General features: G+C 71.6%; 14 protein-coding genes. 7 read left to right on the top strand and 7 right to left on the bottom strand.

Annotated features, from left to right (window positions below):
* Positions 1 to 99 precede the first annotated feature (99 nt).
* Complete coding sequence (locus K3769_RS06935) at positions 100 to 1,182, top strand: Zn-dependent alcohol dehydrogenase (RefSeq protein ID WP_267025563.1); 1,083 nt, start codon at positions 100 to 102, stop codon at positions 1,180 to 1,182.
* On the opposite strand, the gene K3769_RS06930 is transcribed toward K3769_RS06935, so the two are convergent.
* From K3769_RS06930 to K3769_RS06920, 3 genes are all read right to left on the bottom strand, one after another.
* A complete protein-coding gene (locus K3769_RS06930) occupies positions 1,179 to 2,165 on the bottom strand; it encodes a DMT family transporter (RefSeq protein WP_267025562.1) in 987 nt (328 codons plus the stop codon). The genes K3769_RS06935 and K3769_RS06930 overlap by 4 nt on opposite strands.
* 351 nt (positions 2,166 to 2,516) lie before the next feature.
* The gene (locus K3769_RS06925; RefSeq protein ID WP_267025561.1) at positions 2,517 to 3,239 is read right to left on the bottom strand and encodes an ArsR/SmtB family transcription factor; all 723 of its coding nucleotides are present in this window, start codon (positions 3,237 to 3,239) and stop codon (positions 2,517 to 2,519) included.
* Between the two features lie 153 nt (positions 3,240 to 3,392).
* Positions 3,393 to 4,028, bottom strand: coding sequence for a TetR/AcrR family transcriptional regulator (locus K3769_RS06920; RefSeq protein ID WP_267025560.1), 636 nt, complete (start codon positions 4,026 to 4,028; stop codon positions 3,393 to 3,395).
* 64 nt (positions 4,029 to 4,092) lie between these two features.
* On the opposite strand from K3769_RS06920, the gene K3769_RS06915 reads away from it, so the two are divergent.
* The 3 genes from K3769_RS06915 (at position 4,093) to K3769_RS06905 (ending at position 6,391) form a co-directional block, all read left to right on the top strand.
* The gene (locus tag K3769_RS06915) at positions 4,093 to 5,244 is read left to right on the top strand and encodes an acyl-CoA dehydrogenase family protein (protein ID WP_267031271.1); all 1,152 of its coding nucleotides are present in this window, start codon (positions 4,093 to 4,095) and stop codon (positions 5,242 to 5,244) included.
* Positions 5,245 to 5,324: 80 nt separating this feature from the next.
* Positions 5,325 to 5,612: a YiaA/YiaB family inner membrane protein gene (locus tag K3769_RS06910; protein ID WP_267025559.1), complete on the top strand. Its 288-nt coding sequence runs from the start codon at positions 5,325 to 5,327 to the stop codon at positions 5,610 to 5,612.
* A 140-nt stretch (positions 5,613 to 5,752) separates the two neighbouring features.
* A complete protein-coding gene (locus tag K3769_RS06905) occupies positions 5,753 to 6,391 on the top strand; it encodes a TetR/AcrR family transcriptional regulator (RefSeq protein ID WP_267025558.1) in 639 nt (212 codons plus the stop codon).
* Here the strand turns inward: K3769_RS06905 and K3769_RS06900 are convergent.
* Positions 6,382 to 6,843 (bottom strand): MaoC family dehydratase, encoded by a 462-nt coding sequence (locus tag K3769_RS06900; RefSeq protein ID WP_267025557.1) that lies wholly within the window; start codon positions 6,841 to 6,843, stop codon positions 6,382 to 6,384. The two genes, K3769_RS06905 and K3769_RS06900, sit on opposite strands and share 10 nt — an antisense overlap.
* Before the next feature lie 115 nt (positions 6,844 to 6,958).
* Between K3769_RS06900 and soxR the strand changes: the two genes are divergently transcribed.
* Complete coding sequence (gene soxR / locus K3769_RS06895; RefSeq protein ID WP_267025556.1) at positions 6,959 to 7,471, top strand: redox-sensitive transcriptional activator SoxR; 513 nt, start codon at positions 6,959 to 6,961, stop codon at positions 7,469 to 7,471.
* A gap of 57 nt (positions 7,472 to 7,528) precedes the next feature.
* Here the strand turns inward: soxR and K3769_RS06890 are convergent, their stop codons facing one another.
* Entirely contained in the window at positions 7,529 to 8,263 is a 735-nt protein-coding gene (locus tag K3769_RS06890) for a 3-keto-5-aminohexanoate cleavage protein (protein ID WP_267025555.1), read from the bottom strand.
* Between the two features lie 62 nt (positions 8,264 to 8,325).
* Between K3769_RS06890 and K3769_RS06885 the strand changes: the two genes are divergently transcribed.
* Positions 8,326 to 8,847 (top strand): hypothetical protein, encoded by a 522-nt coding sequence (locus K3769_RS06885; RefSeq protein ID WP_267025554.1) that lies wholly within the window; start codon positions 8,326 to 8,328, stop codon positions 8,845 to 8,847.
* A 45-nt stretch (positions 8,848 to 8,892) separates the two neighbouring features.
* Here K3769_RS06885 and K3769_RS06880 read toward each other — a convergent pair whose 3' ends face one another.
* On the bottom strand, positions 8,893 to 9,501 hold the full coding sequence (locus K3769_RS06880; protein ID WP_267025553.1) for a hypothetical protein: 609 nt from the start codon (positions 9,499 to 9,501) through the stop codon (positions 8,893 to 8,895).
* A gap of 328 nt (positions 9,502 to 9,829) precedes the next feature.
* On the opposite strand from K3769_RS06880, the gene K3769_RS06875 reads away from it, so the two are divergent.
* Positions 9,830 to 12,619 carry a penicillin acylase family protein gene (locus K3769_RS06875; protein WP_267025552.1) on the top strand — a complete coding sequence of 930 codons (2,790 nt, stop codon included), beginning with the start codon at positions 9,830 to 9,832 and terminating at the stop codon, positions 12,617 to 12,619.
* A gap of 87 nt (positions 12,620 to 12,706) precedes the next feature.
* Here the strand turns inward: K3769_RS06875 and K3769_RS06870 are convergent, their stop codons facing one another.
* Positions 12,707 to 14,059 (bottom strand): alpha/beta hydrolase, encoded by a 1,353-nt coding sequence (locus K3769_RS06870; RefSeq protein ID WP_267025551.1) that lies wholly within the window; start codon positions 14,057 to 14,059, stop codon positions 12,707 to 12,709.
* Positions 14,060 to 14,073: the final 14 nt, after the last annotated feature.

The following is a 14,073-nucleotide window of genomic DNA, read 5'->3' as shown; positions in this document are numbered from 1 at the left end:
TTCCGAGTCCCCCAGTTCTGAAGCCTTCCAATTCTGAAGCACGCCAGTTCTGAAGCCCTTCAGTTCTGCAGATCCAGAGTCCTAGGAGCGTTGTACGCCATGACCCGCGCCGCTGTGCTGCCCGCCGTCGGGGCCCCGCTGGAGATCACCGAGATCGATCTGCCCGAACCCGGCCCCGGGCAGGTGCGCATCCGCCTCGCCGCCGCCGGGGTCTGCCACTCCGACCTCTCCCTGACCAACGGCACCATGCGCCTGCCGGTGCCCGCCGTGCTCGGCCACGAGGGAGCGGGGACCGTCGTCTCCGTCGGACCCGGGGTCGGCCATGTCGCACCCGGCGACGAGGTGGTCCTCAACTGGGCCCCCTCCTGCGGGAAGTGCCACGCCTGCACGCTGGGCGAGGTGTGGCTCTGCGCCGACGCGCTGGCCGGCGCCGCGAACGTCTACGCCCACCGTTCCTCCGACGGCACGGACCTCCACCCGGGCCTGAACGTCGCCGCGTTCGCCGAGGAGACGGTGGTGGCCGCCGGCTGCGTACTGCCCGCGCCGGAAGGCATCCCGCTGACGGACGCGGCCCTGCTCGGCTGTGCCGTGCTCACCGGCTACGGGGCCGTGCACTACTCGGCCCAGGTCCGCCCCGGCGAGACGGTCGCGGTCTTCGGGGTCGGCGGCGTGGGACTCGCGGCGATCCAGGCCGCGCGCATCGCCGGTGCCTCCGCCGTCGTGGCGGTGGACGTGTCCTCGGAGAAGGAGTCCCTGGCCCGCGCCGCCGGAGCCACCGAGTACGTGATCGCCTCCGACACCACCGCCCGCGAGATCCGGGGGCTCACCGGCAAGCAGGGCGTGGACGTGGCCGTGGAGTGCGCGGGCCGCGCCGTCACGATCCGTACGGCGTGGGAGTCCACCCGCCGCGGCGGCCGTACGACGGTCGTCGGCATCGGCGGCAAGGACCAGCAGGTCACCTTCAACGCCCTGGAGATCTTCCACTGGGGCCGCACCCTCGCCGGCTGCGTCTACGGGAACTCCGACCCCGCCCGCGACCTGCCCATCCTGGCCGAACACGTCCGGGCGGGACGGCTGGACCTGAGCGCCCTCGTCACCGAACGGATCGCCCTGGACGGCATCCCGTCGGCGTTCGAGAACATGCTGGCGGGCAAGGGCGGGCGGGCGCTGGTGACGTTCTAGTCGGACCGCGGCTCCGGACGTGCCTCCGGGGCCGCCCCGCCCGGGGCGGTTCCGATCGGAGCCGCCCCGGCCGCCGTGGCCGTCGCGGCCACCCCGGCCCTGGGCCCGGACCGTGACACCGCCACCCCCGCCAGACACACCAGTCCGCCGACGAGCGTGATCCAGCCCGGCACCTCGTCGAGCGCCACCCACGACATCAGCACCACCAACGCGGGCACCGCGTACGTCGTGGCGCCCATCCGCCCCGCCGTCGTACGCGCCAGGGCGAACGCCCAGGTGGTGAAGGCGAGCGCGGTCGGGAACACGCCCAGATACAGCATGTTGAGGGTCGCGGACAGCGGGGCGTCCCGGGCGTCGGAGACCAGCTGCCCGGCGAACGGCAGACAGGCCACCGCGCCGATCACACACCCGTACGTCGTCACCTGGAGCGCGGAACCGTGCCGCAGGGCCGGTTTCTGCGCGACGACACCGCCCGCGTACGCGACCGCGGCGAGCAGGCAGAGCAGCACGCCGAGCACGGAGGCGCTGCCCTCGCCCGACATGGACAGTCCCACGACGGCCGCGCCGGCGAAGGAGACGGCCATCCCGGCGAGCAGCCGCGGGGGCAGGCCCTCCTTGAGCAGCCAGCCGGCGAGCAGGGCCATGATCAACGGCCCGATGTTCACCACGAGGGCGGCGGTGCCCGCGTCGACCTTCTGCTCGCCCCAGTTGAGGACCACCATGTACAGGCCGAACCAGAGCAGCCCGGACACCGCGATTCCCGGCCAGGCCGCTCGGGCGGGGAGGCCTTCGCGGCGTACCAGGCAGATCGCTCCGAGGACCAGCGCTCCGGCGAGCAGCCGGCCCAGGGCCAGGGCGCCGGGGGAGTAGGCCTCGCCCGCGCTGCGGATGGACACGAAGGCGGAGGCCCACAGCAGCACGGTGGCGCCGGCCGCTGTGGCTGCGAGCGGGTCTGTGCGGGGGGTGGTTGGGGGAGAGGTCATCACGGTCCAGAGGGTAGGTGGGGTGGTGCGAAAGGGCGCGCGGTTTTCGGACGGCGAGGGCGGGTAGCGAGGTTTCCCGCGCCCTTGAGGGCGGGAGGTGAGTGACTGCGCAGTTCCCCGCGCCCCTGGGGGCGAAAGGCGAAAAGATTGCGCCGTTCCCCGCGCCCCTGGGGGTCGGGAGGCGGGAGGCTGCGCAGTTCCCCGCGCCCCTGAAGGCAAAAGCGAAAAGATTGCGCCGTTCCCCGCGCCCCTGGGGGTCGGGAGGCGGGAGGCGGGAGGCTGCGTAGTTCCCCGTGCTGCTGCGGGCCAAAGGCGAAAAGATTGCGCCGTTCCCCGCGCCCCTGGGAGGCCTCATCGCAGGGTTTCTGCTGGGATTCCCAGGAGGTGGGAGAGCGCCTGCTCGCCGGTGTTCGTGAGTTTGACGGCTCGTTCCGAGCCGATGCGTACGCACCAGCCGGCGGACAGGGCGTGCCCGCAGAACGCGGCGCCCGCCACCCCCGCCAGGTGGGGGCGTCGTTCCGTCCAGTCGAGGCAGGCGCGGGCGAGCGGGCGCCGACCGGTGCGTACGAGGGGGATGCCGGCGCCCTCGAACCAGTCCACGCCCTCGTCCGTGAGCGCGAAACCGGTGTCCTGGCGGAGCAGCCCGAGGCCCGTCAGCGCGTCGGTGACCGCGATGCCGAGGCGGCCGGCCAGGTGGTCGTAGCAGGTGCGGCCCCGGGCCATCGCGCTGCCCGCGCCGGCCTCGCGCAGCGTGCGGGGCCGGGTGGCCGCCGCCGGCGACACCTGGGCGGCCAGGTCCTCGACGAGCTGGGCGACCCGGGCGTCGGCCAGCCGTACGTACCGGTGCCGTCCCTGCCGCTCCTCGGTGAGCAGCCCGCCCGCGACCAGCTTGTCCAGGTGCTCGCTGGCAGTCGACGCGGCGACCCCGGCCCGCCGTGCCAGCTCCCCCGCGGTCCAGGCCCGCCCGTCGAGCAGAGCCAGCAGGAACCCGGCCCGCGTCTCATCGGCGACCAGCGAGGCGAGGGCGGCGAGCCCGGCGGCCCCGGTAGGCGCCCCGCTGCGTGAGGAGGTCATGCACTCAGCATGACCGCCCCACACTTCGGTCCCGGCCGAAGGATGCCCGGCCCCGCGTTCTCTCAGGGGCGCGGGAAACGGCGCAGTCTTTTGTCTTTCGCCTTCGGTGGGCGCGGGAACTGACCGCGCGACCGGCCACGCCCGGGAAGCGGCCTACTCCCGCAACCCCGCGTACTGCGAGGCGAACCCTTCCAGCAACGCCGCGAGCCCCGTCTCGAACGCCCGCTCGTCGATCTTCTCCTGCTGCTCCGCGAGGAGATGCGCCTGCCCGAGGTGCGGATAGTCCGCGGGATCGTACGCCGTCTCGTCGTCCACGAACCCCCCGGCGAACGACGACAGCGCGGACCCCATCACGAAGTACCGCATCACCGCCCCGATGGACGTCGCCTGCGCCGCGGGCCACCCCGCCGCGACCATCGCCCCGAAGACCGCGTCCGCGAGCCGCAGCCCGGCCGGCCGACGCCCCGGCCCCCGTGCCAGTACGGGAACGATGTTGGGGTGATCGCGCAGGGCGGCCCGGTAGGAGACCGCCCAGTCGTGCAGTGCGGTCCGCCAGTCCCGCCCGTCCTCGAACATCGACAGGTCGACCTGCGCGCTCACGGAGTCCGCGACGGCCTCCAGGATCTGGTCCTTCGTGCGGAAGTGGTTGTAGAGGGACGGCCCGCTCACCCCCAGCTCGGCCGCCAGCCGCCGCGTGGAGACCGCGGCGAGCCCTTCCGCGTCCACCAGGGTCCGGGCCGCCGCGACGATGCGGTCGGTGCTGAGGAGGGGCTTGCGCGGTCGGGCCATGGCCCACATAGTAGGGCTGCGGATCACAAACTAGCAGTGCTAATTAAAAGCAGGGGTGAGCACAGTGAACCTGGAACTCAGCGAGGAGCAGACCGCCGTCCGACGGCTGGCCAGGGACTTCGTCGCGCGTGAGATCACCCCGAACGTGATCGCCTGGGACCGCGCGGAGGACGTCGACCGCTCCATCGTCAAGAAACTCGGCGAGGTCGGCTTCCTGGGCCTCACCATCGACGAGGAGTACGGCGGCTCCGGCGGCGACCACCTCGCCTACTGCCTGGTGACGGAGGAGCTGGGCCGCGGCGACTCCTCGGTCCGGGGCATCGTCTCCGTCTCGCTCGGACTCGTCGCCAAGACCATCGCGTCCTGGGGGACCGAGGAGCAGAAGCGGCGGTGGCTGCCGGGCCTCACCTCCGGCGGCTACGTCGGCTGCTTCGGCCTCACCGAACCGGGCACCGGCTCCGACGCGGGCAACCTCTCCACGAAGGCGGTGCGCGACGGCGACGCGTACGTCATCAACGGCGGCAAGACGTTCATCACCAACGGCACCTGGGCGGACGTCGTCCTGCTCTTCGCCCGCTCGACCGACGCCCCCGGCCACAAGGGTGTCTCCGCCTTCCTCGTGCCCACCGACACCCCCGGGCTGACCCGCCGCACCATCCACGGCAAGCTCGGACTGCGCGGCCAGGCCACCGCCGAGCTGACCCTGGAGGACGTCCGCGTACCCGCCTCGGCCATGCTCGGCCCCGAGGGCAAGGGCTTCTCCGTCGCCATGTCCGCGCTGGCCAAGGGCCGGATGTCGGTGGCGGCCGGCTGTGTGGGCATCGCCCAGGCCGCACTGGACGCCGCCGTGACGTACGCGACCGAGCGCGAGCAGTTCGGCAAGGTCATCGCCCGCCACCAGCTCGTCCAGGAACTGCTCAGCGACATCGCCGTGGACGTCGACGCGGCACGGCTGCTCACCTGGCGCGTCGCGGATCTCGTCGACCGCGGGGAGCCGTTCGCCACCGAGTCCTCGCAGGCCAAGCTCTTCGCCTCGGAGGCCGCCGTGCGCGCCGCGAACAACGCGCTCCAGGTCTTCGGCGGCTACGGCTACATCGACGAGTACCCCGTCGGGAAGCTGCTGCGCGACGCCCGGGTCATGACGCTCTACGAGGGCACCAGTCAGATACAGAAGCTGGTCATCGGCCGCGCGCTGACGGGGGTTTCGGCCTTCTGAGGCCCTTCGTGGTGTTCTGAGTACGCGACTTGAGTACGTGCGCGGATGTGGTTCCGGCCACCCGCGCCGATTCTGGTCGCATGAGTGAGACACAGGTCAAGCAGCAGTCCACCGCCGCGTTCTACGGCCAGGCGGTGCTTTCGTTCGCCGTCGCCATCGTCGCCACCGCGATCGGCATCTTCAAGCTGGAGGCCGACACCTGGGTGCGCGCCTTCCTGGGAATCGCCGTGCTGTACCTCGTGACCTCGGCGTTCACCCTCGCCAAGGTGATCCGCGACCGGCAGGAGGCCGGGCAGATCGTCAGCCGGGTCGACCAGGCCCGCCTGGAGAAGCTCCTCGCCGAACACGACCCCTTCGACAAGCTGTGAGGCCGCACGAGCCGGGAGGCCGCGCAAGCTGCGGGGCCGCACGAGCGGTGGGGCCGCGCGCCTCTGAGCGGGCACTCTAAGCGCTCGCTCAGCATCGGGGGTATGGTGTTCGCTCTGTCACTGGAAGGGGCGAACGAGCGATGAGTACGGCGGAGGAGACGGCCGGCGGCGAGCTGCAGCCGTGGGCCGAGGTCACCCCGGACGCGGCCCGGCGGCTGCTGGTCGCCGCGGTGGAGGCCTTCGCCGAGCGCGGGTACCACGCGACGACGACCCGTGACATCGCGGGCCGGGCGGGGATGAGCCCGGCCGCGCTGTACATCCACTACAAGACCAAGGAAGAGCTGCTCCACCGCATCAGCAGGATCGGCCACGAGAAGGCCCTCGACATCCTGCGGACCGCGGGCGCCCGCGAGGGCAGCCCGGCCGAGCGGCTAGCCGACGCGGTGAGTTCCTTCGTCCGCTGGCACGCGGGCGGGCGCACCACCGCCCGGGTGGTGCAGTACGAACTGGACTCGCTCGGCGCCGACGCCCGCGCGGAGATCATGGGCCTGCGCCGCCAGGTCGACGCCGAGGTGCGCGCGATCATCGCGGACGGCGTGGCCGCGGGCGACTTCGACGTCCCCGACGTACCGGGTACGACGCTGGCCGTGCTGTCCCTGTGCATCGACGTGGCCCGCTGGTTCAACGTGAACGGCCCCCGCACCCCGGAGATGGTGGGTTCCCTGTACGCGGACCTGGTCCTGCGCATGGTCGGCTCGCGGCCCCTGGCTCAGAAGTAGTAGCGGGACACCGACTCGGCCACGCACACCGGCTTCTCCCCGCCCTCGCGCTCCACGGTGAAGCCGACGGAGACCTGCACGCCCCCGGCCACCTCGTCGACGGCCGCGATCCTCGCCGTGGCCCGCAGCCGCGACCCCACCGGCACCGGCGCCGGGAAACGCACCTTGTTCGTCCCGTAGTTGACGCCCATCTTCACGCCCTCGACCGCGATCAGCTGAGGGCCGAAGAGCGGCAGCAGCGACAGGGTCAGATACCCGTGGGCGATGGTCGTCCCGAAGGGGCCGGCGGCGGCCCGGGGGGCGTCCACATGGATCCACTGGTGGTCGCCCGTCGCGTCGGCGAACAGATCGATCCGCTTCTGGTCGATCTCCACCCAGTCGCTGTACCCCAACTGCTCACCCACCGCCGCCTTCAGTTCGTCGGCGGACGCGAAGATCCTCGGCTCTGCCATGTCCCGGCCTTTCCGTCGCTGTGCTGCCCTGTTGCTAAGCAACTGCTTAGCATGGTCGCAGTGGGGTTCCCTGTCAACGGACCGGAAGGGTGACGGTCTGGGTAGGGTTCGAGGGATGCCCCAGATTCCCGAGAAGATCCATGAACTCACGGTCGGCCAGCTGTCGGCCCGCAGCGGAGCCGCCGTCTCGGCCCTGCACTTCTACGAGTCCAAGGGCCTGATCAGCAGCCGCCGCACGTCGGGCAACCAGCGCCGCTACCACCGTGACGCCCTGCGCCGGGTCGCCTTCGTACGGGCCGCGCAGCGCGTCGGCATCCCGTTGGCCACGATTCGTGACGCCCTCGCCGAACTCCCCGAGGAGCGCACCCCCACCCGGGAGGACTGGGCCCGGCTCTCGGAGGCCTGGCGCTCCGAACTGGACGAGCGCATCAAGCAGCTGGGCCGTCTGCGGGACCACCTCACGGACTGCATCGGCTGCGGCTGTCTCTCCCTGGAGAACTGCGTCCTGTCCAACCCCGACGACGTCTTCGGTGAACGCCGCAGCGGCTCCCGCCTCATGGTGGAACGCGGCGGGCGGCGCGCGAGCCGGCCGCCCGAAGGTCCCCCGGAGCCCGGAGGCTGCCGCTGAGGCGGCCCGGTTCCGAGGCCGCCGACGTCACGGCTCCCGACGTCACGGCTCCCGACGTCACGGCCGTCGGCCGGGCCCGGCGGAGTCCAGCAGGGCCAGGGCCTCCGTCACCAAGTGGGCGTTGGACGCCGCCCGCCGGCCGTCCGGCAGGAGCAGGGTGTCCTCCAGGCCGATACGGGTCGCCAGGCCCAGGCGCGCGGCGAGACCCAGCACGGGCCACGCGCCGCCCTCCTCGCCGTGCAGCAGGACCGGGCGGCCGTGCGCGGCGCCGATGGCGGTCAGCAGCCTGCGGGCCGTGTCCTCGGCCGAGGCCGGATCCGGGTCCGTCACCTCCGCCAGGACGCGCAGCACCCGCGGCCCCAGCGGCGAGACCGCGAACCGCGCGGCCCCGTCCGTGCCGGACCAGATGCCCGCCTCGACGCCCACGCCCCGCGCGAGGAGCGCCGCGGCGACCTCCTCGGCGCCCGGCTCGTGCCAGTTGACCGAGGCGTGGTCGGGCAGGACGCTCCACGCATGAACGCGCGCGACACGGGTCACGGGATCGGGCTCGGCCCAGGCGCCGGTGGTCACTCCGACGGGAACGGTGACTCTTGTCCTGATTTCGTCCAGTGTGGCCGCGACCGCCTTCGCCGACAGTGTGTCTTCTCCACAAGGGGACTTGGGATGCACATGGACGTCCGACGCCCCGGCCGCGACGGCTTCCGCCACGGAGCCGGCCATCGCTTTCGGCGACATCGGCACGAGGGCCCCGTCGCCGGACCCGCGCCCCCCGTTCACACAGACCTGGACCATGCCCCGATGGTGCCAGGCCGTACCGACAACCGGAGAGCGAAAGATCGAAAGGGGAACAGGTGATGAGCCTGGCCATCTGCTCACTCAAGTGGGAAGCCGCGCACACGGGGGCCCAGCGCATCACGTACGACAGCGACGGGTACCACCTCGTGCGCTTCCCGTACGTCACGGGCGACGAGCAGTACGACCGCTGGAACATGCACGACCCGGGGAAGGGCGGGGGCGCCGCGTCGGCGTTCCCCGACGCCCGCTCGGGTCTCGTCTGGCCGAGCCACGACGGCTGGGGTGTGCTGTCCGCGCTGGTCTTCTGGGAGGCGGACGCCGCCGGTCTTGAGTACCGGGCGCGCTTCGTGCGCGATCCGCTGAACCTCACGGCGGCCGGCTACAACTCGACGGCCACCACCGACTGCGGGCCCACCCGGGGCGGCCAGTACCGGTCGTACCTGTGGCAGATGTTCGTCCATCCGGACACCCCGGTCGGTCTGAAGGTGTCCGTGCGCGGCGCGCGGGGCGCGAAGCTCTCCACCCCGCTGCTGTGCGCCGAGTTCAAGCTGGCCATCCACACCGACGTCAAGGTTCCGTAAGCGCGTACCCGGGGGTGCGGCTCCTTGGGCGCACCCCCGGTGGAGCTACCCCGCGACCGCCATGAGCAGGCGTCCCCGGCGGCATTCCGCCAGCGCCTCGGGGGTGAGGACCGGTCGGGGGACCACGATTCCGCAGGCCGTGCAGACCGGTCCCGAGGACGGTTCGTGGGCCAGATCGTATTTCCAGACGAGGTGCTCGCCCGAGCAGACGGGGCAGACGGCGCCGGGCTCCCGCTCCAGGGCGGCGATCAGCCGGCGCAGCACCTCGGCCAGTGGTTCATGGGGGTGGACCTCCGGGTCGTCGCACCAGGCGACCCCGAAGCCGCCCCAGGTGAGGCGGTGCCAGTCGTCCACGCTGCCGGGGCTGCGCAGACCGTCGTGCTTCTCCTTCTTGCGGCGCTGGGCGAACCCGGCCTCGTAGGTGAGCCAGACGGAACGGGCCGCCTCCAGTTCGTCCAGCGCGGCCACGAGCCGCACCGGATCGGGGGACCGGTCCTCGGGGTCGAACCCGGCCCGGGAGCACAGATGGTCCCAGGTCGCCCGGTGACCGTAAGGAGCGAACCGCTCAAGGCACTTGCGCAGTGAATAGCGCCGCAGTGCCAGATCGCTCCTCGGGTCGCGCACCTGTCTCGCCAGACTGCGGAATCCCGCCATCGCCCTGCACCTCCGTCACACCTGCACCTGTACTTCGGTCACTTCGGCGTCGTCGTAAGGACGTCGCCGAATAGACGTATCGACACGCGATTCGGCTCCATCTCTTTTTCGGCGACCGCCATAAAACCGCCAATCAGCCGGATATCGGCCATCCGCAAGACGGTTGTCGGCCGTCTCCCGGCTCGTTCCCGGCCGTCGTCCGGTGATGGACGGCGACCTCGGCGGGGCTCGGGCGGCCCCTCCGGCGCCAAAAGTGACGCATGTTCATCTTCTAACCCGGGGATACCGGCAGTAACATCCCGCCCACCCCCGTCGTGAGGAGCCAGCCATGCCCCGGCGTATCCCACGCACCATCCTCGACAGACTGAGAACTCCCCGCAGATTCCCCAAGTTCCTCATGGGGGCGTCGGTATGCGTTCTCATTGCCGGTCTTTTGTCACCGCTTTCCCAGGCGGTCGCCGCCGACACCCCCGTCGCCGCGGCGAACGACTACTGCGGCAGCCAGTGCTCGGACATTCTCCCCGCAGGTCAGAACGGCAATGCGACGCTCGCCCAGATCCTTCTCAACCAGGCTTTCGGTACCCAGCCCGCCCACGCGGACGACCAGCTGGCGCCCTACGGCAATCTGGCGTCCGGCTATTCCGCGCTCACCGACGCCAAAATTAATGATTTCTTCAGGGACGCCTCGTTCGGGGTCCCCGCCGACCAGGTCGAGTCCACCCTGAAGCCCGCCGGACGCACCGACGTGACGATCGTCCGCGACAAGAAGACGGGCGTGCCGCACATCACCGGCACCACCCGCTACGGAACGGAGTTCGGCGCCGGTTACGCCGCCGCCCAGGACCGCCTGTGGCTGATGGACGTCTTCCGGCACGTCGGCCGCGGCAAACTGACCCCCTTCGCGGGCGGCGCCCCCTCCAACCAGGGCCTGGAACAGGAGTTCTGGCGCCACGCCCCGTACACCGAGGCGGATCTGCAGGCGCAGATCGACAGTGCCGTCGCGAACAACGGAGCGCGCGGCCAGCAGGCGCTCGCCGACGTCCGCGCCTACCTCGCCGGCATCAACTCCTACATAGACGCCTCGGACAGCGGCCGCTACTTCCCCGGCGAATACGTCCTGACCGGCCACAAGGACTCGATCACCAACGCCGGGACCATCGAACACTTCAAGGAGACCGACCTGGTCGCCCTGGCCTCCGTCATCGGCGCGCTCTTCGGCTCCGGGGGCGGCGGCGAGGTCAACAACGCCCTCTCACTGCTCGCCGCCCAGTCCAAGTACGGCGTTGAGGAGGGCACCAAGGTCTGGGAGTCCTTCCGCGAGCGCAACGACCCCGAGGCCGTCCTCACCGTCCACAACGGCGAGAGCTTCCCGTACGCCACGAAACCGGCCACCCCGCAGGGTGCCGCGCTGCCCACCGCGGGCACGGTGACCGAGGAGCCGCTGGTCCACGACCGCACCGGCAGCGCGGCCACCGCGACGGCCACCGGCACGTCCCGCTCGGCGACGGCGAGCGCCCTCAGCTCGGCGAGGCGCGGGATGTCCAACGCCCTCGTCGTGAGCGGGAAGTCCACCGCGAGCGGCCACCCCATCGCGGTCTTCGGACCACAGACCGGCTACTTCGCGCCACAACTGCTCATGCTCCAGGAGATCCAGGGACCGGGCCTCAGCGCCCGCGGCGCCTCCTTCGCGGGCCTGAGCATGTACGTCGAACTCGGCCGCGGCCAGGACTACGCGTGGAGCGCCACCACCTCCGGCCAGGACATCATCGACACCTACGCGGTCGAGCTGTGCCAGGACGACACCCACTACCTGTACCGCGGCACCTGCACGGCGATGGAGAAGGTCGAGCAGACCAACGCCTGGAAGCCCACCACCGCCGACAGCACCCCCGCGGGCTCCTACCGCATGCAGGTCTGGCGCACCAAGTACGGCCCGGTCACCCATCGGGCCACGGTCGACGGCAAGAAGGTCGCGTACACCACCCTGCGCTCCTCCTACCTGCACGAGGCCGACTCCATCATCGGCTTCCAGATGCTCAACGACCCGGACTACGTGAAGAGCCCGCAGACCTTCCAGGCGGCGGTGCAGCACATCAACTACACCTTCAACTGGTTCTACGCCGACTCGGAGCACACCGCCTACTACAACAGCGGCGACAATCCCGTACGCGCCACCGGCGTCGACGCCGAGTTCCCGGTCTGGGCGCAGACGGCGTACGAGTGGAGGAACTGGACGCCGGCGACCAACACCGCCGACTACACCCCGGCGTCCGCCCACCCGAACTCCGTCGACCAGGACTACTACATCTCCTGGAACAACAAACAGGCCAAGGACTACACCACGGCCCCCTGGGGCAACGGCTCCGTCCACCGCGGCAACCTCCTGGAGGACCGGGTGAGGAAGCTGGTGACCGCGGGCGGGGTGACCAGGGCGTCGCTCACCAAGGCGATGGCCGACGCGGCGCTGGCCGACCTGCGCGCCGAGGACGTCCTGCCGAAGCTGCTACAGGTGGTCAAAAGCTCGCCGGTCACCGACACGACGGCCGCGGCGGCGGTGACGAAACTGTCCGACTGGGTCACGGCGGGCGCCAAGCGCAAGGAGACCTCCGCCGGTTCGAAGGCCTATGCCGATGCCGACGCGATCCGCCTCCTGGACGCCTGGTGGCCCCTGCTGGTGAAGGCCGAGTTCGAACCCGGCCTCGGCAGCGACCTCTACACCGCGATGACGGCCAACCTGCCGGTGGACGAGGCCCCCTCGGCGGGACACGGGCCCACCGGGTCGCACGCCGGCAGCTCCTTCCAGTACGGCTGGTGGAGTTACGTCCACAAGGACATCCGGGCGGTGCTCGGCGAGTCCGTGCAGGGCCGACTCGCCAAGCCGTACTGCGGCGGCGGCAGCCTCGGCGCCTGCCGGGACGTCCTGATCAGCACGCTCAGGACCGCAGCCGGCCGGACCGCCGCCCAGGTCTACCCCGGCGACGACCTCTGCTCGGCGGGCGACCAGTGGTGCGCCGACTCGGTCAACCAGCGGACGCTGGGCGGCATCAAGCACGGCAAGATCAGCTGGCAGAACCGGCCGACCTACCAGCAGGTCGTGGAGTTCACCTCACACCGGTGACGTACACACCGGTGACGTACACGCCGATGGCGTACACGCGAGTGACGTGCATGCCGGTGACGTGAGTACGCGGGTACTGGTGGCGGGTCAGCGGATGCGGCCCGCCGCCAGGACCACCCGGGCCAGTTCGGGGTGGCAGATGTCGCTGTGGGCGCCCGCCGGGGCGCCGCCGCGTCGCACCACCGCGGACGCGTCGATGTTCACGCACCCCGACGCGGGCAGTGTCGTGCGCAGCGCGTCGGCGAGCGTGAACGCCTTCGTGCCGGACACCGCCTGCACCCCGTCGTGGCCCAACGCCCCCCATCTGGGGCCCAGCAGACGGGGCAGGGCGATGTCGGTGGCCGCCCGGTCGTCGTCCGCCGTCCGCGAGGCCAGCGGATAGACCGTGCCGAGCGCCGAGTCGAAGCGGGAGTGGCAGCACACCAACGGGCCGTCGATCCGGTCCTGTTGGCCCCGCAGCACACCGCTCCGCCGGGCGTCCTGCGGGAGCTTCGCCGCGAACGCGTAGTGCGAGAAGGCCGCCTGGATCAGCGTCACGGACTTCACGGTCCGCACCCCCTTGGGCAGGCCCCGCAGCGCGAACGACACCAGACGCCCGCCGAAACTGTGCCCCACGAGATGCACCCGCACCCCGGGCGCCGTCTGCGCGAGCCGCCCGACCATCCGGCCGAGCCCGCGTTCGCCGACCGAGCCCGCACGGCGCTTCATCGCGAAGTACGTGGCCTGGCGCAGCAGTTCATGGGCGCCGTCCCAGGCGCGCGCGAGGCGGGGTGCGGCCTGCGCGCCCTCTCCCGCGGACGCGGCGCCGGCGTCCTCGGCCAGCGCCCGCGCGAACTCCCGGCAGGTCCGCGCGGTGTCCCCGAGGAACATCCGCGGATCGTCCGAAGGCCCGGGCGGTGGCCCGGGTGGGGTCCCGGAGTCCGGCAGGGTGTCCGCGGCGAACGCGGCACCGGGGGCCTCCGGCCGCAACTCGACGAGCAGCCGCACCAGCCGTCCGTACTCCTCCAGCAGGCTCTCGCCGTCGGGCTGCTGGTCGAGCATGCGAGCGATCTGGTCGATCAGGGTGGCCCGGCCGGGGAAGGCCGTCAGCAGGGCGCCGCGGGTGCCCTTGTCCAGCGCCGGGCCCACGGACACGGGGACGACGCTCCGCGCGAGGGCGGGGATCGGCTCGTCGGCGAACCGCATCGACGGCCACAGCACGCCCACGTAGCCGAGGCGGGCGTTCGGCGCGAGGGCGGGGACGGGTTCGAAGAAGTGGCTGTAGAGCCGGGTGGCCATCGCGTGGTCGTTGTTCCAGCCGTGCGCGAACACGATCAGGTCCTTGACGCCCCGGTCCACCACCTCCCGGAGCAGCCGGTCGCGCTGCCGCGCGTCGACATCGCCGTCCGCGTCGAACGTCAGCTCCCAGTAGGGAGTCACGCCCACTTCGAGATCCGCCATGACAAGCCCCCTTC

Source organism: Streptomyces ortus (genome assembly GCF_026341275.1).
Classification (GTDB): Bacteria; Actinomycetota; Actinomycetes; order Streptomycetales; family Streptomycetaceae; genus Streptomyces; species Streptomyces ortus.
This window is presented reverse-complemented; position numbering and strand designations above follow the sequence as displayed.